At 71.3% G+C, this 19,139-nt stretch carries 23 protein-coding genes; 7 read left to right on the top strand and 16 right to left on the bottom strand.

The genetic code is table 11. From position 1 onward, the window contains the following. Nucleotides 1–80 precede the first annotated feature (80 nt). A complete protein-coding gene (locus ABZS61_RS26565; protein WP_356426238.1) occupies nt 81–1,049 on the bottom strand; it encodes an asparaginase in 969 nt (322 codons plus the stop codon). Nucleotides 1,050–1,103: 54 nt separating this feature from the next. Continuing rightward, complete coding sequence (locus ABZS61_RS26560; RefSeq protein ID WP_356426235.1) at nt 1,104–1,790, bottom strand: ABC transporter substrate-binding protein; 687 nt, start codon at nt 1,788–1,790, stop codon at nt 1,104–1,106. A 115-nt stretch (nt 1,791–1,905) separates the two neighbouring features. On the opposite strand from ABZS61_RS26560, the gene dtd reads away from it, so the two are divergent. Further along, nucleotides 1,906–2,355 (top strand): D-aminoacyl-tRNA deacylase, encoded by a 450-nt coding sequence (dtd, locus tag ABZS61_RS26555; protein WP_329208738.1) that lies wholly within the window; start codon nt 1,906–1,908, stop codon nt 2,353–2,355. Nucleotides 2,356–2,386: 31 nt separating this feature from the next. Here dtd and ABZS61_RS26550 read toward each other — a convergent pair whose 3' ends face one another. From ABZS61_RS26550 to ABZS61_RS26525, 6 genes are all read right to left on the bottom strand, one after another. Then, a complete protein-coding gene (locus tag ABZS61_RS26550) occupies nt 2,387–3,352 on the bottom strand; it encodes a folate-binding protein (protein WP_356426232.1) in 966 nt (321 codons plus the stop codon). A gap of 20 nt (nt 3,353–3,372) precedes the next feature. After that, nucleotides 3,373–3,867, bottom strand: coding sequence for a transcriptional repressor (locus tag ABZS61_RS26545; RefSeq protein ID WP_356426229.1), 495 nt, complete (start codon nt 3,865–3,867; stop codon nt 3,373–3,375). Between the two features lie 59 nt (nt 3,868–3,926). Then, entirely contained in the window at nt 3,927–4,499 is a 573-nt protein-coding gene (locus ABZS61_RS26540; protein ID WP_356426226.1) for an FABP family protein, read from the bottom strand. Between the two features lie 254 nt (nt 4,500–4,753). Then, entirely contained in the window at nt 4,754–5,695 is a 942-nt protein-coding gene (locus ABZS61_RS26535; RefSeq protein ID WP_356426223.1) for a hypothetical protein, read from the bottom strand. Beyond that, on the bottom strand, nt 5,692–6,486 hold the full coding sequence (locus ABZS61_RS26530) for a hypothetical protein (protein ID WP_356426566.1): 795 nt from the start codon (nt 6,484–6,486) through the stop codon (nt 5,692–5,694). Before ABZS61_RS26530 ends, ABZS61_RS26535 begins: the two co-directional genes overlap by 4 nt. 101 nt (nt 6,487–6,587) lie before the next feature. Continuing rightward, a complete protein-coding gene (locus ABZS61_RS26525) occupies nt 6,588–7,361 on the bottom strand; it encodes a hypothetical protein (RefSeq protein ID WP_356426220.1) in 774 nt (257 codons plus the stop codon). Nucleotides 7,362–7,605: 244 nt separating this feature from the next. Between ABZS61_RS26525 and ABZS61_RS26520 the strand changes: the two genes are divergently transcribed. Next, nucleotides 7,606–7,968 carry a DsrE family protein gene (locus ABZS61_RS26520; RefSeq protein WP_356426217.1) on the top strand — a complete coding sequence of 121 codons (363 nt, stop codon included), beginning with the start codon at nt 7,606–7,608 and terminating at the stop codon, nt 7,966–7,968. A 19-nt stretch (nt 7,969–7,987) separates the two neighbouring features. On the opposite strand, the gene ABZS61_RS26515 is transcribed toward ABZS61_RS26520, so the two are convergent. The 8 genes from ABZS61_RS26515 to ABZS61_RS26480 form a co-directional block, all read right to left on the bottom strand. After that, the gene (locus ABZS61_RS26515) at nt 7,988–8,248 is read right to left on the bottom strand and encodes a DUF3099 domain-containing protein (RefSeq protein WP_356426215.1); all 261 of its coding nucleotides are present in this window, start codon (nt 8,246–8,248) and stop codon (nt 7,988–7,990) included. Nucleotides 8,249–8,370: 122 nt separating this feature from the next. After that, nucleotides 8,371–8,658, bottom strand: coding sequence for a DUF1416 domain-containing protein (locus tag ABZS61_RS26510; RefSeq protein WP_014154938.1), 288 nt, complete (start codon nt 8,656–8,658; stop codon nt 8,371–8,373). Between the two features lie 48 nt (nt 8,659–8,706). Then, complete coding sequence (locus ABZS61_RS26505; protein WP_356426212.1) at nt 8,707–9,546, bottom strand: sulfurtransferase; 840 nt, start codon at nt 9,544–9,546, stop codon at nt 8,707–8,709. Between the two features lie 151 nt (nt 9,547–9,697). Next, entirely contained in the window at nt 9,698–9,778 is an 81-nt protein-coding gene (locus ABZS61_RS26500) for a putative leader peptide (RefSeq protein WP_350310325.1), read from the bottom strand. A 251-nt stretch (nt 9,779–10,029) separates the two neighbouring features. Beyond that, nucleotides 10,030–10,725 (bottom strand): DUF2993 domain-containing protein, encoded by a 696-nt coding sequence (locus ABZS61_RS26495; RefSeq protein WP_356426209.1) that lies wholly within the window; start codon nt 10,723–10,725, stop codon nt 10,030–10,032. A gap of 143 nt (nt 10,726–10,868) precedes the next feature. After that, nucleotides 10,869–12,218 (bottom strand): hypothetical protein, encoded by a 1,350-nt coding sequence (locus ABZS61_RS26490; RefSeq protein WP_356426206.1) that lies wholly within the window; start codon nt 12,216–12,218, stop codon nt 10,869–10,871. A 10-nt stretch (nt 12,219–12,228) separates the two neighbouring features. Further along, on the bottom strand, nt 12,229–12,483 hold the full coding sequence (locus ABZS61_RS26485; protein WP_356426203.1) for a MoaD/ThiS family protein: 255 nt from the start codon (nt 12,481–12,483) through the stop codon (nt 12,229–12,231). A gap of 41 nt (nt 12,484–12,524) precedes the next feature. Then, nucleotides 12,525–13,442 (bottom strand): alpha/beta fold hydrolase, encoded by a 918-nt coding sequence (locus tag ABZS61_RS26480; RefSeq protein ID WP_356426200.1) that lies wholly within the window; start codon nt 13,440–13,442, stop codon nt 12,525–12,527. A 298-nt stretch (nt 13,443–13,740) separates the two neighbouring features. On the opposite strand from ABZS61_RS26480, the gene ABZS61_RS26475 reads away from it, so the two are divergent. The 5 genes from ABZS61_RS26475 to ABZS61_RS26455 all read left to right on the top strand — a co-directional run bounded on the left by ABZS61_RS26475 (nt 13,741) and on the right by ABZS61_RS26455 (nt 19,123). After that, on the top strand, nt 13,741–14,544 hold the full coding sequence (locus ABZS61_RS26475) for a response regulator transcription factor (protein ID WP_356426197.1): 804 nt from the start codon (nt 13,741–13,743) through the stop codon (nt 14,542–14,544). Between the two features lie 24 nt (nt 14,545–14,568). Continuing rightward, entirely contained in the window at nt 14,569–15,612 is a 1,044-nt protein-coding gene (locus tag ABZS61_RS26470; RefSeq protein WP_356426194.1) for a LacI family DNA-binding transcriptional regulator, read from the top strand. A 93-nt stretch (nt 15,613–15,705) separates the two neighbouring features. Further along, nucleotides 15,706–16,809: a trypsin-like peptidase domain-containing protein gene (locus ABZS61_RS26465; RefSeq protein WP_356426190.1), complete on the top strand. Its 1,104-nt coding sequence runs from the start codon at nt 15,706–15,708 to the stop codon at nt 16,807–16,809. A 158-nt stretch (nt 16,810–16,967) separates the two neighbouring features. Then, nucleotides 16,968–17,699, top strand: a complete 732-nt coding sequence (locus ABZS61_RS26460; protein ID WP_356426187.1) for a response regulator transcription factor — start codon at nt 16,968–16,970, stop codon at nt 17,697–17,699. Further along, nucleotides 17,696–19,123, top strand: coding sequence for a HAMP domain-containing sensor histidine kinase (locus ABZS61_RS26455; protein WP_356426184.1), 1,428 nt, complete (start codon nt 17,696–17,698; stop codon nt 19,121–19,123). The genes ABZS61_RS26460 and ABZS61_RS26455 overlap by 4 nt, the downstream gene beginning before the upstream one ends. Nucleotides 19,124–19,139: the final 16 nt, after the last annotated feature.

The raw sequence follows: 19,139 nt of genomic DNA, 5'->3' as shown, positions 1-19,139 counted from the left end.
CGGCCCCCCACCGACGGCCCTCCGCCGACGGTCCCCCACCGACGGGCTCCCCCGACAGCCCCCCACCGACGGCCCGCCCCTCAGAACGCCGCGCGTATCCGGCCGACCTCCGCGGCGCCGCCCAGCAGCGGTGCCCTGCCGATGCGGGACGCCACCGGGGCGTCGACGCCGAGCAGTTCCAGCGCACGGGCCAGCACCGGGCCCAGCGCACGCGTCGAGCCGTCGTCGATCTTGAAGGCCACGGCCCTGCCGTCCGCGAGCGCCACGGCCTGCACCGCCTCCGCGCCCATCTTCGAGAGCGTGCCCGGCACTTCGCGCATCAGCCAGGTGTCCGGGCGCCGTGTGCCCGCCACGTACTCCGGGTGCGCCCGCATCGCGTCGGCGACCCGGCGCTCCGCGGTGCCGGGCTCCGCGAGGACGAACGTACGGAACGCGCGGGCCAGGCCCACCAGCCCGATCGCCATCAGCGGCGCCCCGCAGCCGTCCGTGCCGACCGCCGCGACCGGCTCGCCCGCGGCTTCCGCGACCACCTGGCCGACGAGCTCCTGCAGGGGATGTGCCGGGTCGAGGTACGTCGAGGTGTCCCAGCCGTTCTGTACGCACACGGCGAGCATCGCCGCGTGCTTGCCGGAGCAGTTCATCGTGAGCGGCTCCCGCACCCGCCCCGCGGCGAGGTACGCCTCCGCCTCCACCGGGTCCAGCGGAAGGTCGGGCGGGGTCTGGAGGTCGTCCGGCTTCAGTCCGTGCTCGGCGAGCATCGTGCGGACGAGGTCGAGGTGGAAGTCCTCCCCGGAGTGGCTCGCGGCGGCCAGTGCCAGCCGCTCCCCCGACAGGTCCAGCCCGGCCCGGAGGATCGCCGCGGCCTGCATCGGCTTGTTGGACGAGCGGGGGAAGACCGGGGCCGCCGGGTCGCCGAGCGCGTACTCCACACGTCCGTCGGCGGCCAGCACGACCAGCGATCCCCGGTGGTGGCCCTCGGTGAAACCGGACCGTTCGACCTCGGCCAGGACCGGGAGCGCGGGGGACGCGGCGGGGGATATGGAGGTCATGGTGGCGGGTGGCCTTCCGGGGGCGGGGCGGGACCTGCCCCCGGAAGGGTCGCTTCAGGCGAGCAGATCGTCTACTTGTGCTTCTCCGTCACGGTACCTGCGGGCGATCTCCGCACTGCAATCGTCGACGGTGCGCTGGAGCCGGTGCCGGCGCCGGGAGACCTGCTGTTCGTAGCGGACGAGCCGTCCCATCGCGGTGAGCAGCTCTTCGTCCGTCCGGGCGTCGAGGTCGGACAGCTCGACCTCGGCGAGCGTGTCCGCGGCCAGCTGCCGGTACTCGTCGCTGCGCGGCGTGGTGAGGGTGACGTGCCGCGCCGAGGAGCGGTGGACGGACGGGGTGTCGGCGAGGATCTCCGAGAGCCGGTCCACCACCGGCGACTCCGGCCCGGACCGGCCGGCGAGCTCGGCGCGCAGGATGTCGATCCGGCCCTGGACCAGACGGCGTACGTAACTCAGGTCCGCTTCGTCGCGTTGCGCGTCACGGCGGAGCGTGCGCAGTTCCGGCAGCCTCAGTCCGCGGAACTCGGGCTGTGGACGCACCGAGGCGAGTCCTTCCCCGGCCCCGCCGCTCCCCGTCTGTCCCGGTACGGACAGGGGTCCGGTCAGCGTCGTGGGCAGCTGCGCGGGCAACGGGCCCTGTGCGGGCGAGGCGCCGGTCCGCTGTACGGGTGGGCGCACGGTACCGGGAGTACGTGTCACCGGTACGACTCCGGGTGATGGCCCGGTTCCATGTGTGGTCATGATGTTCCGTCCCCTCGACCGGTGCGTCGGCACACCGACATCGTGCATCGTGTCACTACGCACGGTGCTCACGCAGGTGCTCTGTACCCGTTCAGCCCAAGATAGGTTGGTCTGTATGCGTGCAGTGATACAGAGAGTGGACGGCGCGAGCGTCGCCGTCGCGGGCACCTCCGACGATCCGTCGGGGGCGGGAACCGTCGGTGAGATCGTCGGCGAGGGACTGTGTGTGCTGGTGGGGGTCACTCACGGGGACACCGCGGAGAAGGCGGCGCAGCTCGCCCGCAAGCTCTGGACCCTGCGGATCCTGGAGGGCGAGAAGTCCTGCTCGGACGTGAATGCACCACTTTTGGTCATTTCGCAGTTCACTCTCTACGGGGACGCCAGGAAGGGCCGCAGGCCCACCTGGAATGCCGCCGCCCCCGGCGAGGTCGCCGAACCGCTGGTGGACGAGGTGGTGGCGCAGTTGCGCGCGCTCGGCGCGCAGGTGGAGACGGGCCGTTTCGGGGCGGACATGCGTGTCTCGCTCACGAACCACGGCCCGTTCACCGTACTGATCGACGTGTAGCAGCGCGGGTGGACGGTCGCGCGTAGGGCGTCTACGGCTCGACGACCGTCTCCTGGGCCGCCGCGGTGTCACCTGCGATCAGTTCCGCGTCCACGGCGACGTTCCGCTTCACCAGCGCCAGGGCGATCGGGCCCAGCTCGTGGTGGCGGGCCGACGTGGTGATGAAGCCGAGCTGACGGCCCTCCTCACCGTCGGCGGCCAGCCGCACCGGCGTTCCGTGGCCGGGCAGGAACACCTCGCTGCCGTCCAGGTGCAGGAAGACGAGGCGGCGCGGCGGCTTCCCCAGGTTGTGGACACGGGCGACCGTCTCCTGCCCCCGGTAGCAGCCCTTCTGCAGGTGCACGGCGGTGCCGATCCAGCCCAGCTCGTGCGGGATGGTGCGGTGGTCGGTCTCGAAGCCGAGGCGCGGGCGGTGCGACTCGATGCGCAGCGCCTCGTACGCCAGGATGCCGACGGCGGGACCGTGCCCGGCGGCGTACGTCTCCAGGTCGGCGCGCGGCAGGAAGAGGTCGCGGCCGTGCGGCGTCTCCCGCACGGCGACGCCGTCCGGGGCCTCGGCGATGGAACCGGCCGGCAGGTGGACGACGGCGAAGTCCTCGGTGCGGTCGGCGACCTCGACCCGGTAGAAGAACTTCATCGACTCCAGGTAGGCGATCAGCTCGCCCTGCGTCTCCGGTTCGACGTGCATCCACACCGTCGTGCCGTCGTCGACGAGGTAGAGGGCGTGCTCGATGTGCCCGTTGGCCGAGAGGATCAGCGCCTCGGTCGCCTGGTTCGGCGCCAGGTCGCTGACGTGCTGGGTGAGCAGCAGGTGCAGCCAGGTCAGCCGGTCGTCGCCGGTGACCGTGACGACTCCCCGGTGCGAGAGGTCGACGAGGCCGCGGCCGTCGGCAAGCGCGCGTTGCTCGCGGAACAGGTCGCCGTAGTGCGCGGCGACGCCTTCGTCGCGCCCTTCGGCGGGGACGGCGCCGGGCAGGGACAGCAAGGGGCTCTTCATGCGACCAGCGTACGACTCGGCTACGACTCGCTACGGGGTGCCTCTGCCGGAGCGGCCCCCTCGGGGCCGGCCCCGGCCTCGTTCGCCGCGTCCGCCGCCTTCGCCGCGCAGTCCGCGCACCGGCCGAAGATCGCGAAGTGCTTCATGTCGGTCTCGAAGCCGAACGCGCCGCGGAGCTTCGCGGTGAAGTCGGCGACCACGTCGACATCGGCCTCGATGACGTCCGTACAGTCCCGGCAGACCAGGTGGATGTGGTGGTGGCGGTCGGCCAGGTGGTACGTCGGAGCCCCGTGGCCCAGATGCGCGTGGCTGACGAGCCCGAGCTCCTCCAGGAGCTCCAGGGTCCGGTAGACGGTGGAGATGTTCACGCCCGACGCGGTCCTGCGCACCTCGCAGAGGATGTCGTCGGGCGTCGCGTGCTCCAGCCGGTCGACAGCCTCCAGGACAAGCTGACGCTGCGGCGTCAGCCGGTAGCCACGCTGCCGAAGATCGGTCTTCCAGTCGGTGCTCACCACAGGCCCAGTGTAGGGCGGAGCAGGAACCGGCACGTCTGTGCCGGAAAGCCGGTCAGCTCCTACTTGAAGAAGGCGATGCCGTCGTCCGGCAGGTCCCCGAGGCCCCTCGCCATCTCGGCGACCTGCTCCGGGGTGACGACCTTCTTCAGGTGCGCCGACATGTACGGCCGCAGCTCCACATCGGGGGTGGCCTTCTCGCCGACCCACATCAGGTCGCTGTTCACATAGCCGTAGAGCCGCTTGCCACCGCTGTACGGGCCGGAGGCCGCGGTGCGGGCCACCGCGTCGGTGACCACGTCGATCTGCGGCTTCTGCTTGGCCAGCTCGCCGTACCAGATCTCGACGATCCCCTGGTCACGGACCATGACGATCTCGACCTTGCGGTCCTTGTCGATGCGCCAGTAGCCGGACTCGGTCTCCAGCGGTTTGACCTGCCGGCCGTCGGCGTCCAGCACCCAGGAGTGCGAGACGTACTCGAGGAAGTCCCGGCCGTCGTGGCTGAAGGTGACTTCCTGGCCGAAGTTGCACTTCTCGGCGCCGGGGAAGTCGGAGACGCCCGCACCCGCCCAGTTGCCGAGGAGGAAGGCCAGCGGCACGAGGTCCGGGTGGAGGTCGGACGGAATCTCGATCATGAGCGGCTCAGTCGATCTGTGAGGTGTACGGGCAGGTGTGCGGCGAGGGTCAGCGCTGGCCCTGGTAGAGCTTCTTCACGGTCACTACGGAGAAGGCGAGCACACCGACGCAGACCAGGATCAGCAGGGCGGAGAAGAATGCCTCAAGCACGGGGAGCTCCTCGGGACGAACGACGTGACGGCAGTACAGGACCGGGCCCCCAGCCTAATGGGTGGGGGCCCGGCACGGCGGTCGGGGGTTTCCCCGGGCGCGGTCAGCCCAGCAGCTGGTTCTGCAGGACCACGGTCTGGTGGAACGGAACGGTCTCCGTGCCCGCCGCGCCCTTTCGCGCGTGGACGACGAGGGCGACGGTGTCCCCGGCCAGCACGTACGCGTGGCGGACCTGCTCCGCGCCGTACGGCTGCGCCTCGGAGTACACGCGGGGAGTCGTGTACTCCACCCCGCCCGTGCCCGGCCATTCGTCGTCGGTGGCGGCCTCGGTGAGTCCGGCGAGCGGCTGCGGGTACGACTCGTCCCCGAAGAGCTCGTCCTGGAACTCGGTGGAGTACGCCACCGAGTTGAACTGCAGCAGATAGACCCGGGACGACGTGCCGTCCGGCATGGTCCAGCTGCGGGCCGCGATGTGTCGCAGGGCGGAGTCCTTCAGCCGCTGGGTGAGCTCCGCCCGGTCGTCCTTCGGGTACTCGGCGACGTACTGCGCGGTGGTGACCCAGCCGTCGGCCTTCTTGTCGACCTTCGCACCGGCCGGGGCCGGCAGGAGGAGGCGCCGCAGATCGGCGTGGTGGACCTCTGCGGTGTTGGCGTCGCTGAACGGGCGGGGCGCGTCGGCCGGGAGGGCGGGCAGGGTCAGCCGGGGGTAGTCCCAGCGCCCGTCGTCCTCGGTGGCCAGCCCCGGTACGTCGGTGCGCTCCATCGACGCGATACCCATGGCCGTGCCCGTGCCGAGACCTCCGAGGACCAGCACGGCGGCGGTCCACCGGGCGACGGCCCGCAGCACCCGGCACGGCCGCCGGGGCGGAACGAGCGGGAGGCCCTGCTGCGCGAGGTCATGCTGAGGTGCCGACTGCGGAAGACCCTGCGGGGGCGGGTCCGACTGCGGCGGGTCCTGCGGCACCGGGGGCATCGCAGGCAGCGGGGGGAGGTCCGCGGCGGGGGCGGCGGCCTCGTCGGTCTGTTCCGCCGTCTTCTCGGTCATATGTACTCCCCCGGGGACGTGATGTGCTCCAGCTGTTCCTTCAGCAGTTCGGCGACGGCTGCCTTGTCGAAGGGCTTGATGCCGACCGCCGAGACGCTGATGCTCAGCTCGCCCTCGTAAGCCATGCAGATCATGTTCTCGAGCTTGTCCTTGCTGTCCTTGGGCATCAGGAAGCACGTGGCCTTGCGCGTCTGGCCCTTGATCTTCGGCCCGTCACGGAAGATGCCGATCGCGTCGAAGAGCCCCTTCTCGAAGGTGTAGAGATCCCGGACGGCCTTCTTGTCCTTCATCCGCACGATCTGGGTGCTCACGACCAGGTCATTGGACTCCGACACGTACGAGCGGGCGACGAAGCCCTGGACGCGGAGCTTGTCCACCCGCTTGTCGAACTCCCGGCGCTGCTTGCCCGCGAGCCCGCGGTTGGACTGCTTCATCGCGGCGGCGGCCTCCTTGCCGCTGACCTCGCCGTCGTTGCCGAGGTCCTCGACATCGGGTCCGAGCCGGTAACCGGCGGGTACGGGCAGCATCAGCTTGCTGAGCTCCGTGCCGGCCCGGCCCCGGCCGGTGTCGGCTGCCGGGTCCTTGAGGGGCCCGTGATCGGCCAGGTCCCAGACGGTCGTCTCCACGGACCGGTCCGCGCCGTCGACGGTGATCTTCGTGTACGCGGCCGCGCCGCCGACGGCACCGATCACCAGGACGACGGGAAGCGCGGTGAGGAGGATCCGGCGGACCTTCCCCGGTTGCGCCGGGGCGTCCTGGAGCGGAGGCGCGTCGGGCGCCTCGGCGGGCACGTCGGTCGCCTCGGGCGCCTCAGCAGTCGCGTCAGGCGTGGCGGGCGTGGCGGGCGTGGCGGGCGCGGCAGGCGCCTCGGCGGTGGGCGGGATGTCGTCGTTCACAGGAGCTCCAGCTGTCGCTCGGCCAGCGTCCGGATGTCCTTCTTGCTGATCGGCTCGGTGTCGAACACGTTGACCTCGATCATGATGTCGCCGCGGTGCATGACTGCCCTGGCGCGGTAGAACGGCATGTAGCCGGGCTCCCGGTCGACGGCGTACACGTAATAGCGGCCGCTGCCGCTGCCCTTGACCGGATCGCCGTCGTTGCCGGCGCCGCGCTCCTCCGAGGGCATGTACGAGCGCTGGCCGTCGGCGTACGACGCCGCCTCGGCGATCGCCCCGGAGCGGAACTGGACGAGCCGCACGTTGGCCTCGCGGTGCGCGCCCTTCTTCCAGGCGGCACCCGCGACACGGCGGACGTCGGACTCCAGGAGGTACTCGAGCTGGGAGTCCTCATGCTCGAAGTCCCGCGCGTAAGTGTCCACGCTCACCCACCCGTCGATCAGCCAGTCCGTGTCCTTGTCGTCGCTCCAGCCGGCCGGCCGCTTCATGATCAGCTTGCGCAGATCGCCGTCCGTCCGCACCAGCCGGTCCTGTGAGGCCGGCAGGGGGGCCGGGACCTTGTCCGCGGGCAGCGACTTCGCCGGGTAGGCCAGCACCGCCTGCGACAGCGCCGCCGGCGGTGTCGGGGGGCGCTCGGCCTGGACGCCGTAGCCGACAGCTGTACCGCCCGCGACCCCGAGCAGCGCCGCCGCGGCGATCAGCAGGGTCGTCCGCCCGCGCGGGCGGACGCGTACGGATGGGGCGGACGGCTCAGCCGGGCCATCGGGCACTGCGGACACGGCGGGTGCCGCAGGCGCTGCGGGTGCTGCGGGTGCTGCGGGTGCTGCCGGTTCGGCAGGCACTGCTGCTGGTCCTGCGGGTGCTGCCGGTTCGGCAGGCACTGCAGGAACAGTGTCGTTCGGTTCCAAAAGGGTCCCCCCATAGAGACCTGAAGCGCAGGTTCCATTACCTGCGCACACAACTGACCCACAGGTCCCGGGGGAGGTTGCCCGCCCGACGATTACAGTTCGGTACATGTCGAAGAAGCTCGTGATCAAGGTGACTGCCGGGGCCGATTCCCCCGAGCGCTGCTCACAGGCGTTCACCGTGGCGGCCGTGGCCGTCGCCAGTGGGGTCGAGGTCTCGCTCTGGCTGACCGGCGAATCCGCCTGGTTCGCGCTGCCCGGCCGTGCCGCCGAGTTCGAACTGCCGCACGCCGCGCCGCTGCCCGATCTGATCGAGTCGATCCTGGCCGGCGGCCGGATCACGCTCTGCACGCAGTGCGCGGCACGGCGCGACATCGCGGAGAAGGACGTCCTGGAGGGCGTACGCATCGCGGGCGCCCAGGTGTTCGTGCAGGAGGCCATGGCGGACGGCACGCAGGCCCTCGTCTACTGACCGCCGCACGGAAGCGGCTCTACCGGCGGCGCTTCTTGTCGTCGAGTTCGTCCCACCACTCGTCCGACTTCGGGTCGCCGGAGGGATCGTCCCACCAACGGTCCTCCGGCCCCCGCCGGTTGGCGACCATGGCGGCGACGGGCGGGATGACCATGGCGACCACGCACATGGCGACCGCCGCGGGGACGGACCAGAGGCGCACGAAGGCCCAGGCGGAGACGAAGAGGACGAGGCATCCGCCCATCAGCAGGAAGTAGGCGCGACGGCGTCGGGCGTACATGACTCCAGCGTAGAACGGATCCGGCCGTCCGGCGGGGCCCGGACGGCGCGAAGGGCCGCACCCCTGCTCAGGTGGCGTCCAACCCCCTGGGGTGCGGCCCTCCGGCCGGTCGTGCGCGGGAACTACACGGCGATGGCGACCTCGGCGAGGCCACCCGTCTGCGCCACGACCGTGCGGTCGGCGGTGCCGCCCGGGACCAGGGCGCGGAGCGTCCACGTGCCCTCGGCCGCGTAGAAGCGGAACTGTCCGGTCGCCGAGGTCGGAACCTCGGCGGTGAACTCACCGGTCGAGTCCAGCAGACGGACGTAGCCGGTGACGGGCTCGCCGTCACGGGTCACACTGCCCTGGATGGTCGTCTCGCCCGGCTTGATCGTCGAAGCGTCGGGGCCGCCGGCCTGTGCTCCACACATGGTGTTCAGTCCTTCTGGTCGGGGTCCTGCTGATCGGATCCTGCGGAATTACTTGTTGGCGCCGAGCTCGATCGGCACACCGACGAGGGAGCCGTACTCGGTCCACGAACCGTCGTAGTTCTTGACGTTCTCCTGGCCGAGCAGCTCGTGCAGCACGAACCAGGTGAGCGCGGAGCGCTCACCGATGCGGCAGTAGGCGATGGTGTCCTTCGACAGGTCCACCTGCTCGTCCTCGTAGAGCGCCTTGAGCTCGTCGTCCGAGCGGAACGTGCCGTCGTCGTTGGCGTTCTTCGACCACGGGATGTTGCGGGCGCTCGGCACGTGGCCGGGGCGCTGCGACTGCTCCTGCGGGAGGTGCGCCGGGGCGAGCAGCTTGCCGCTGAACTCGTCGGGCGACCGCACGTCGACCAGGTTCAGGCTGCCGATGGCCTTCACGACGTCGTCGCGGTAGGCGCGGATCGACTCGTCCTGGGCCTTGGCCTTGTACTCGGTGGCCGGGCGCGTCGGGACGGCGTCGGTCAGGTCGCGGGAGTCGAGCTCCCACTTCTTGCGGCCGCCGTCGAGCAGCTTGACGTTCTCGTGGCCGTACAGCTTGAAGTACCAGTACGCGTAGGAGGCGAACCAGTTGTTGTTGCCGCCGTAGAGGACGACGAGGGTGTCGTTCCCGATGCCCTTCTCGGACAGGAGCTTCTCGAAGCCGGCCTGGTCGACGAAGTCACGGCGGACCGGGTCCTGGAGGTCCTTCGTCCAGTCGATCCGGATCGCGTTCCTGATGTGGTTCTTCTCGTACGCCGAGGTGTCCTCGTCGACCTCGACGATGGCTACCTGCTGGTCGTCGATGTGGGCCTCGACCCAGTCGGCGTCGACCAGAACGTCTGCGCGGCTCATGTGTTTCTCCTCCGGGGCAGTCTGCGGCGGGGTGGTGCGGTGTGCGACGTGCGAGGTGTACGCGCAGGTGCTGGGAGCGGACGCGTACGGGAAGGCACGGGTTCGGCCCTGACATCGTCGAAGGGCCGGGCGAAACGGGAGAACGTCCCGCTCAGAAAGTGCGACAGAGCATGGCGGCGACGCGGCACAGGTCTACTGCCCGCCGCTTCGTGAGGTCCGCCTGTCGCTTCATGTGTCCGATCGTAGGGAGGTACGGGCGGAGATGTCACCGTCGTGTCGGATCGTGAGACACGATCGTCCGCGATACGAGACGAGGTACCGATCGGTAGCGCGCAGGACGGGTGTACCGGGGGTTCCGGCCGCACAGTCATCTACAGGTCGGACGCGGCCGTCTCAGTATCTGGATCGGCCGTCACATCCGCCCGCCCGGTGCCCCTACCCCGCCCCGCCCACGGCTATCCGCCACTGCTCCAAGTGCGGCAGTCACCCGGCGAGTTCGATGTCCGAGCCCGTCACCGAGATCCGCAGGCCGTCCTCGGCCACCTCGATCTTCTCCAGCTTCAGCCCGGCAGGCAGACCGCCGATCTCGCGCTGGAAGTCGGTCTTCTTGCGGATGATCTCCTCCAGACCGGGGATGCCCTCACCCGGCACCTCGTCCGCGCGCACCTTGACGGTGTCGCCGTCGACGAGGGTGACGGTCGACAGGACGCTGCGCGAGACCGAACGGCCCAGCAGCGGGATCTCGACGGATCCGGAGACCTTCACCTTGCCGTTGCCGCCGTACGCGACGGTGACGCCCTCGTCCGCCGCCTTGGTGAGGTCCGCGTACGAGACGACGGCCGTCCCGGTGGCCCGGGAGGCCGTCGCACTGGTGTAGCCGGCGCCGAGCTTCACCTGGTGCAGCTGGGCCTGGATCTCACTGATCCGTAGCGAACGGCCGCCCGCGCTGGTCCGCACGCTGCTGACCTTGACGTCGACCTGGTCGAGTTCCGATCCGGCGATCTGGGTCAGGAAGGGGAAGCCCTTGATGTCGACCTCGGTCGAACCGGTCTCCGCCCCGCCGAACGAGACCCTGTCCGCGGCCTCGGACTCCGCGAAGTACACCGCCGCCCTGTCCAGGGCGACGAATATGCCACCCAGTACCACAGCCATGATCAGCAGTATTCGCAGTGCGCGCATGCCTGTTGCTCCCCCATTCCGACCGGCCGGACCCTCGTGCCCGTGAGCCTACTGCCGCTGCGCGGCGCGCCCGGAGTGATCGACGAGCGAGCGGCCCGGCCGGTTCCCCCCGATCGGAAACGGGAGGAGCGGCACGGTCGGCATCAGGCGATCGCACGGCCGATCAGATAGACGGCGGGAGCCGCGGCGGTGAGCGGCAGCGCCACTCCGGCCGTCATGTGCACGAACTTCGACGGGTAGTCGTAGCTCGCCACCCGCAGACCGATGAGTGCACAGCCGCCGGCCGTGAGCCCGAGGAACGCGCCCTGCGTGCCGATACCCGTCAGCCCGCCCACAGCGGCTCCGGCGCCCGCCGCCACGAGCAGCGCGACAACGACCGAGGCCGGGCCCGGCAGCGGAAGGGCCCTGACGAGCACGGCCACCGCGACCGCGATCCCGCCCACCGTCACCGCGTCCGGGGCCGCCGCGAGGTGCCCGGCGGCCAGGACGGCGAGCGCGGCCGAAGCGACCGTGGCGGTCAGGCCGTACATCCGCTCGTCGGCCCCGGCATGACTGCGCAGCTGGAGTACGAGCGTGAGCAGCACCCACACGGCGAGCGTGCCGAGGATGGCCGCAGGGGCGTTGTCCCGGCCCGCCGCGAGCAGGACGACGTCCGCGACGAACCCACCGGCGAACGCGAGTGCGATGCCCTGCCGGGCAGGCCACATGCCGTTGAGTCGGAACCAGCCGGCGGCCGTCACGGCCTGGAGCAGGACCAGCGGCACGAGCAGGGCGTACGGCCCGATCGCGGCGCCGAGAGCGATCAGGAGGCCGAGGGCCGCCGTGATGGCGGCGGGCTGCATCCCGGGCGCGATGATCGGCGACCGCCCCTCGGCGCGGGCCCGCTGGGCGTCGGTGATCCGGCTGTTGCCCAGCGTGGTGGGCGCGCCGTAGCCGGAGCCGCCCTGTACGGGGGCGCCCGTAGGGCCGGCCGGAGCCTCCGGGACGAACGGGACCTCGGGCGGCAGCGGGTACGAGCCCGAGGTGCTGCTCTGCGAGGCGAACGGCGAGCCGGACTGCGGGGCCGGCTGCGGAACGGGCTGCGCGGCCGACTGGTATCCCGCCTGCTGCTGGTACGGGTCAGCGGGCGGTGCCTGCTGGTACGCGGCCTGCTGCTCCGGCCGGATCGTCGGCTGGTACTGGGTGTCCCAGGTCTGGCCCTGCCACGTCTGGGTCGCACCCTGGTCGGGGTGCCCGCCCGCACTGCCCTGCGGGATCACCGGCTCCTGCGGAACTGCGGGCTGCTGGTCTCCCTGACCGGCCGGCCACGCGGAGCCCTCCGGAGCCGAGTCGTACGGCGCGGAGTCGTAGGTGGCGGCGTCGTAGGGCGCCTGGTCACCGTACGGCGCCTGCTGCGCGTACTGCGGGTCCTGCTGCTGCCCGTACTGCGGGTCCTGCTGCGCGTACTGGGGCGGCTGCTGCCCGTACGGATACTGCTGATCACTGTTGCTCATGGTCTGCGGTTCACCCTCCTGCGAACGGCGGGAGCACCTCGACCGTGCCGCCCTCGGCCAGCCGTACGGTCTCATGGCCACGGGTCCCGACGGGGTTTCCGTCGATCAGGAACGAGCACCTCAGCAGTACCCGCGTCAGCTCACCCGGGTGCCGCTCCCGCACCCCGTCGAGCGCCTCGGCCAGCGTCGCCGCCGCGTACGGCTCCTCCGCGGTTCCTGCGGCGGCCTTGGCCGCGGCCCAGTAGCGGATCGTCCCCGCTGCCATGGCGACACCCCTTTCCTCGTGCGTCAGCTCTCCATCATGAATCACGCCGTCACCGTCCAGTCGGCGATACGGGTGAGCAAGCTCTCGTCCGCCGCGTTCTCCGCGTGCCCCATCCCGCGCTCCAGCCACAGCTCCGCCCTGCCCCGCGCGGCTCCCGCCAGCATCCGCGGGTGGTCGAGCGGGAAGTACGGGTCCCGGTCGCCGTGCACGATCAGCAGGGGGGCCGGTGCGATCAGCGGGACCGCCTCGACCGGGGAGAGCGGGACCGGGTCCCAGTCACCGCGGTCGATCCGGGTGCGGAAGCCGTAGCGGCCGACGAACCGGCCGGCGGGGCGGGTGACGACCCAGTGCAGGCGCCGCATCGGAGCCGTACCCCGGTAGTACCAGCGGGCGGGGGCACTGACGGAGACCACCGCGTCCGTGTGCGCTTCTGTGCGCCCCGCGTGCGCCCCAGCGCGCCGGACCACTCGTTCGGCTCCTGCCCCGGGACCCTTCCCCGGGGATTCCTGCGCTTCCGGCGCCGTATACAGAGCAGCGTGCCGGAGCACCACGGAACCACCCATCGAGAAGCCGACCGTAACGATCCGCCGGTGCCCCAGGGACCTCGCCCAGGTCACCGCGGCCGCCAGGTCCAGCACCTCGCGGTCGCCCACCGTGGACCGCCCACCGGACCTCCCGTGGCCCCGGAACGAGAAGGTGATCACGGCCGCACGCTGGGAGAACACCTCGGCGGCGCGCCGCACGGCCGGCCGGTCGACGGAGCCGGTGAAGCCGTGCGCGACGACGATCGCCGTACCGGCGGACCTTCCGTCGACGGCAGCCCCGGAACCTGGCGTACAGGGCGTGTACACCGCCTCGATACGGACGCCGTCACCGGTCAGCAATGTCGTGCGCCGGGCCGTCGGCGTGATCGAGGGAACAAAAGAACTCGTGAATCGACCCTCGGACACAGAACTCATGTGGGCTATTCTGCTGCGAAGAGGATCCGGGCAAAGTTGCCCCCGGGTCCTTTTGTGCTTTCCGCGCGTTGTTACGGAGACGTTTCAACAAGCTCAGCGGTCCCGGGGCGCGGGGCCGCACCGTAAAAACGGCATGACGGCCGCCGCAGGGCGGAACGTCGTACCGAGTACGAAGCAGTGCCGCATACTCCCCCGGGTCCACCCCGGGAGTGCCCCTCTCGCAGGGAACGAGGAGGACCGACGTAATGGGCGAGCGAACCGTGCACGATCGACCGACGACCCAGGCAGGTGGGCGGCGATGAGTTCACTGCTGCTTCTGACGAATGCCCTTCAACCGTCGACGGAGGTGCTCCCCGCCCTCGGCCTTCTGCTGCACAGCGTGCGGGTCGCCCCCGCCGAGGGACCCGCTCTCGTCGACACCCCTGGTGCCGACGTCATCCTCATCGACGGCCGCCGGGACCTCCCACAGGTGCGTTCGCTGTGCCAGCTGCTGCGGTCCACCGGACCCGGCTGTCCCCTGATCCTCGTCGTGACGGAGGGCGGCCTCGCGGCCGTCACCGCCGACTGGGGTATCGACGACGTCCTGCTGGACACCGCGGGCCCCGCGGAGGTCGAGGCCCGGCTGCGGCTGGCCACCGGCCGCCAGCAGATCACCGCCGACGACTCCCCGATGGAGATCCGCAACGGCGATCTGTCCGTCGACGAGGCGACCTACAGCGCCAAGCTGAAGGGCCGGGTCCTCGACCTGACCTTCAAGGAATTCGAACTGCTCAAGTACCTCGCGCAGCACCCGGGCCGGGTCTTCACCCGCGCCCAGCTGCTGCAGGAGGTCTGGGGCTACGACTACTTCGGAGGTACGCGCACGGTCGACGTCCACGTACGGCGGCTGCGCGCCAAGCTCGGCCCCGAGCACGAGTCGCTGATCGGCACCGTCCGCAACGTCGGCTACCGCTTCGTCGCACCGGAGAAGGTGGAACGGGGCTCCGAGGAGGCCAAGGCCAGGGCGGCAGCGAAGCCGGTGGAGGACGGCGTAACCCGTTCGGAGCAGTCCGTGAAAGCCGGGATCACGGAAGAAGCCCCGGTCCGACCTGCCAAGCGGTAGGTCGATCCGCGTAGACTGCCGCGCGTGGCCAAGGTGACGCGGGACGATGTGGCGAGACTGGCGGGGACGTCGACCGCGGTCGTCAGCTACGTCATCAACAACGGACCCAGGCCGGTTGCCCCGGCCACGCGCGAGCGGGTACTCGCCGCGATCAAGGAGCTGGGGTACCGGCCCGACAGGGTCGCCCAGGCCATGGCCTCGCGGCGGACCGACCTCATAGGCATGATCGTGCCGGACGCGCGCCAGCCGTTCTTCGCGGAGATGGCGCACGCGGTCGAACAGGCCGCCGCCGAGCGCGGGAAAATGGTGCTCGTCGGCAACTCCGACTACCGCGACGAGCGCGAGGTCCACTACCTGCGCGCCTTCCTCGGCATGCGGGTATCCGGACTGATCCTCGTCAGCCAGGGCCCCAGCGAGCGGGCGGCGGCCGAGATAGAGGCCTGGGACGCCCGCGTCGTGCTGCTGCACGAGCGGCCCGAGGCCATCGACGACGTCGCGGTCGTCACGGACGACATCGGCGGCGCACAGCTCGCCACCCGCCACCTCCTGGAGCACGGCAACGAGTACGTGGCGTGCCTCGGCGGCATGGAGTCGACCCCGGTGGTCGGCGACCCGGTCGCCGACCACATCGAGGGCTGGCGCCGGGCGATGCACGAGTCGGGGCGGTCCACGGACGGCCGGCTCTTCCACGCCCCGTACAACCGCTACGACGCCTACCAGGTGGCCCTGAAGTTGCTCGCGGGCCCGGACAGACCGCCGGCGATCTTCTGCTCGACGGACGACCAGGCCATCGGTGTGCTGAGGGCTGCCCGTGAGCTGCGGATCGATGTGCCCGGGGAGCTCGCGGTCGCGGGCTTCGACGACGTGAAGGAGGCGGGCCTGACGGATCCGCCGCTGACGACCGTCTTCTCCGACCGTCCCGCGATGGCACGGGCGGCCGTGGACCTGGTCCTCGACGACTCCCTGCGGGTCTCGGGGTCCCGGCGCGAGCGTCTGAAGCAGTTCCCGTCCGCGCTCGTGGTGCGGCGCTCGTGCGGCTGCGGGGAACCGACGGTCACCGCGCCGTAGCCGCGCGTCCCTTATGTGGGGCATACACGGTTCTGCCGGGCTTCTCAGGACGTACTCAGGCCCTTCTCATGTTCGCTGTCCACTCTCGTAGTCATGACCGACAGCCACCGCCCGAGCGGCGAGTACCCGATGTACCCCTCGTACGGCAACGGCGAGGCGGCCTACCCGCCGCCGCCGGCGTACCAACCCCCACAGCACGCCGCCGCGGAGCCCGGCCCCCACGCCTGGCCCGCCCCGGAGCCCGCCCCCGTCCCCGCACCGGACCCGGCCCACGCCCACGCCCCGGCCCCGGCCCCGGAGCGCAGGGTCAAGCGGCCCCTCGCCCTCCTCGCCGCCGTGGCGATCGCCGCGGCGGCGATCGGCGGCGGCACCGCGACCCTCATCGGCGAACTCGCGGACGGCGGCTCGAACAGCACCGGCACCGGCAGCGTCGTCAGCGGCACCAACGTCTCGCAGAGCAGCGCGGGCACCGTCTCCGGCGTGGCGGCGGCCGTGTCACCGGCGATCGTCGAGATCAGCGCGACGTCCTCGGCGGGTGACGCGACCGGTTCCGGCGTCGTCATCACCTCGGACGGCGAGATCATCACCAACAACCACGTGATCTCGGGGGCCTCTCAGATCAAGGTGGCCCTGAGCACCGGCAAGACGTACACCGCCGACGTCGTCGGCACCGACGCCGACAAGGACCTGGCGCTCATCAAGCTCCAGGACGCGAGCGGGCTGAAGACCGCCTCCCTCGGCGACTCCTCCTCGGTGAAGGTCGGCGACCAGGTCGTGGCGATCGGCTCGCCCGAAGGCCTCACCGGCACGGTCACCAGCGGCATCGTCTCGGCCCTGGACCGCGATGTCACGGTCGCCAAGGACGAAGACAGTTCCGGGCAGGAACAGCAGCAGCAACAGGGCGGTGGAAACTGGCCGTTCGAGTTCGGCGGGCAGCAGTTCAACGGCGACACGGGCACGTCCAAGACCACGTACAAGGCCCTCCAGACCGACGCCTCGCTCAACCCCGGCAACTCCGGCGGCGCGCTCATCAACATGGACGGCGAGATCATCGGCATCAACTCCGCCATGTACTCCCCCAGTTCGGCGAGCGGCTCAGGCAGCTCGGCGGCGGGCAGCGTGGGCCTCGGCTTCGCCATCCCGGTCGACACCGTCAAGGCCGACCTGGACACCCTGCGCGCCGGCAACGGCTCCTGACGAGGAGGTCGCCATGAACCCCGGTACCGACACCGCGGCGGTCCGCACCGCCACCACCGGCCGCGGGCGCCGCGCCGCGCGACGCCGTGCGACGGCCGTGCGAGGCTGAGAGCACAGCACACAGGAACCGTCACACGAAGGAAGAGGACGACGTAGCGATGAGCCCCGCCGAAGACGATCCGCAGCGCGTCCTGATCGTCGACGACGAGCCCGCCGTGCGCGAGGCACTGCAGCGCAGCCTCGCCTTCGAGGGGTACGGCACCGAGGTCGCCGTGGACGGTTACGACGCCCTCGCCAAGGCGGAGTCGTACGCCCCCGACCTGATCGTCCTGGACATCCAGATGCCCCGCATGGACGGCCTCACCGCCGCCCGGCGCATCCGGGCCACCGGCACGACCACCCCCATCCTGATGCTCACCGCCCGCGACACCGTCGGCGACCGGGTCACCGGCCTCGACGCGGGCGCCGACGACTACCTCGTGAAGCCCTTCGAGCTGGACGAACTCTTCGCCCGCATCCGGGCCCTGCTGCGCCGCAGCTCGTACGCGGTCGCGGCGGGCGGGGCCGTACCCGACAACGACGTACTGGCCTTCGCCGACCTCCGGATGGACCTGAACACCCGCGAGGTCACCCGGGGCACCCGCCGGGTCGAGCTGACCCGCACCGAGTTCACCCTGCTGGAGATGTTCCTGGCCCACCCCCGGCAGGTGCTGACCCGTGAGCAGATCCTCAAGGCCGTCTGGGGCTTCGACTTCGAACCCAGCTCCAACTCCCTGGACGTGTACGTGATGTACCTGCGCCGCAAGACCGAGGCGGGCGGCGAGCCGCGGCTCGTCCACACGGTGCGGGGCGTCGGGTACGCGCTGCGCTCCGGCGGCGGTGAGGCGTGACCGGCCTGCTCCGCCGCTTCCGCACGCTGCCGCTCCGCTCCCGCCTCGCCCTGCTGGTCGCCACGGCGGTCGCGGTGGCGGTCGCCGCGGTCGCCGCCTCCTGCTGGTTCGTGACGCGCGAGCAGCTGGAGCACCAGCTGGACGAGTCGCTGCGCAACTCCACCGCGATCGACAAGGAGTACGTCCAGAACCTGCTCAACGCCTGCGCGGGCACGGCGGCCGGCCAGCGCCCTTCCCCCGGCTCGTACAGCGTGCAGATCATCGCGACCACCGGCGAACCCTGCGCCGCCCCGTCGCGGGGCGGCCCCTTCCCCACGACCGACGCGGACATCGCGGTGGCCGGCGGGGACCGGGAGGAAGTCCTGCACACCGTCACCGGAACCGACGGCAAGCAGCTGCGGGTCCTGACCCGGCCGATCAAGTTCACCCGCCCCGGGCCCGCCCCCGTCAACACCCTCGCGGTCTCCGTCGCCCGCCCGATGAGCGAGGTCGACGAGCCCCTCTCCACCCTCGCTTGGATGCTCCTCTTCGTCTCCGGCATCGGCGTCGTCGGGGCCGGCGCCGCCGGGCTCTGGATCGCCCGTACCGGCCTGCGGCCCGTCGACGAGCTCGCCGACGCCGTCGAGCACGTCGCCCGTACCGAGGACCTCACCGTGCGGATCCCGGCCGAGGGCGAGGACGAGATCGCCCGGCTCTCGCGCTCCTTCAACTCGATGACCAGCTCGCTGGCCACCTCGCGCGACCGCCAGTCGCAGCTCATCGCGGACGCCGGGCACGAGCTGCGCACCCCGCTCACCTCGCTCCGTACGAACATCGAGCTGCTCGCCCGCAGCGACGAGACCGGCCGGGCCATCCCGCCCGACGACCGCAAGGCCCTGATGGCCTCGGTGAAGGCCCAGATGACCGAGCTGGCGGCCCTCATCGGCGACCTCCAGGAGCTCTCCCGCCCGGACGCCGCCGAGCCCGGCCCCCTCCAGGTGGTCGCCCTGCACGACATCACCCGCACCGCTCTGCAACGCGCCCGGCTGCGCGGCCCCGATATGACGATCACCGCCGAGCTGGCCCCCTGGTACGTACGGGCCGAGCCGGCCGCGCTGGAGCGGGCGGTCGTCAACGTCCTGGACAACGCGGTGAAGTTCAGCCCGCCCGGCGGCACGATCGACGTCGCCCTGTACCGCGGCGAGCTGACCGTGAGGGACCGCGGTCCCGGCATCCCGGCCGAGGAACTCCCGCACGTCTTCGAACGCTTCTGGCGCTCCCCCTCGGCCCGCCAGCTCCCCGGATCCGGGCTCGGACTGTCCATCGTGGCCCGCACGGTCCAGCAGGCGGGCGGCGAGATCGCCCTGCGCCCGCCCTCCGGCGGCGAGGGCACGGTGGCCTCGATCCGTCTGCCGGGCGCACCGCAGCCGCCGCCGGAGCTGTGAGCGGGGGCGGCCGGAT

This window comes from Streptomyces sp. NPDC005566 (assembly GCF_040605575.1).
Taxonomy (GTDB): Bacteria; Actinomycetota; Actinomycetes; order Streptomycetales; family Streptomycetaceae; genus Streptomyces.
Note: the sequence above shows the minus strand (reverse complement) of the source record. Positions and strands in the feature narration are given on the sequence as shown.

What these genes read in the sequence shown, in the direction of transcription:
- ABZS61_RS26520 (WP_356426217.1), top strand. Translation starts at nt 7,606, where the DNA reads ATGTCGAAGAAGCTCGTGATCAAGGTGACTGCCGGGGCCGATTCCCCC.
- ABZS61_RS26550 (WP_356426232.1), bottom strand. Translation starts at nt 3,352, where the DNA reads ATGAAGAGCCCCTTGCTGTCCCTGCCCGGCGCCGTCCCCGCCGAAGGG.
- ABZS61_RS26495 (WP_356426209.1), bottom strand. Translation starts at nt 10,725, where the DNA reads ATGCGCGCACTGCGAATACTGCTGATCATGGCTGTGGTACTGGGTGGC.
- ABZS61_RS26485 (WP_356426203.1), bottom strand. Translation starts at nt 12,483, where the DNA reads ATGGCAGCGGGGACGATCCGCTACTGGGCCGCGGCCAAGGCCGCCGCA.
- ABZS61_RS26500 (WP_350310325.1), bottom strand. Translation starts at nt 9,778, where the DNA reads ATGAAGCGACAGGCGGACCTCACGAAGCGGCGGGCAGTAGACCTGTGC.
- dtd (WP_329208738.1), top strand. Translation starts at nt 1,906, where the DNA reads ATGCGTGCAGTGATACAGAGAGTGGACGGCGCGAGCGTCGCCGTCGCG.
- ABZS61_RS26535 (WP_356426223.1), bottom strand. Translation starts at nt 5,695, where the DNA reads ATGACCGAGAAGACGGCGGAACAGACCGACGAGGCCGCCGCCCCCGCC.
- ABZS61_RS26505 (WP_356426212.1), bottom strand. Translation starts at nt 9,546, where the DNA reads ATGAGCCGCGCAGACGTTCTGGTCGACGCCGACTGGGTCGAGGCCCAC.
- ABZS61_RS26515 (WP_356426215.1), bottom strand. Translation starts at nt 8,248, where the DNA reads ATGTACGCCCGACGCCGTCGCGCCTACTTCCTGCTGATGGGCGGATGC.
- ABZS61_RS26510 (WP_014154938.1), bottom strand. Translation starts at nt 8,658, where the DNA reads ATGTGTGGAGCACAGGCCGGCGGCCCCGACGCTTCGACGATCAAGCCG.
- ABZS61_RS26540 (WP_356426226.1), bottom strand. Translation starts at nt 4,499, where the DNA reads ATGATCGAGATTCCGTCCGACCTCCACCCGGACCTCGTGCCGCTGGCC.
- ABZS61_RS26560 (WP_356426235.1), bottom strand. Translation starts at nt 1,790, where the DNA reads ATGACCACACATGGAACCGGGCCATCACCCGGAGTCGTACCGGTGACA.
- ABZS61_RS26565 (WP_356426238.1), bottom strand. Translation starts at nt 1,049, where the DNA reads ATGACCTCCATATCCCCCGCCGCGTCCCCCGCGCTCCCGGTCCTGGCC.
- ABZS61_RS26490 (WP_356426206.1), bottom strand. Translation starts at nt 12,218, where the DNA reads ATGAGCAACAGTGATCAGCAGTATCCGTACGGGCAGCAGCCGCCCCAG.
- ABZS61_RS26460 (WP_356426187.1), top strand. Translation starts at nt 16,968, where the DNA reads ATGAGCCCCGCCGAAGACGATCCGCAGCGCGTCCTGATCGTCGACGAC.
- ABZS61_RS26480 (WP_356426200.1), bottom strand. Translation starts at nt 13,442, where the DNA reads ATGAGTTCTGTGTCCGAGGGTCGATTCACGAGTTCTTTTGTTCCCTCG.
- ABZS61_RS26465 (WP_356426190.1), top strand. Translation starts at nt 15,706, where the DNA reads ATGACCGACAGCCACCGCCCGAGCGGCGAGTACCCGATGTACCCCTCG.
- ABZS61_RS26475 (WP_356426197.1), top strand. Translation starts at nt 13,741, where the DNA reads ATGAGTTCACTGCTGCTTCTGACGAATGCCCTTCAACCGTCGACGGAG.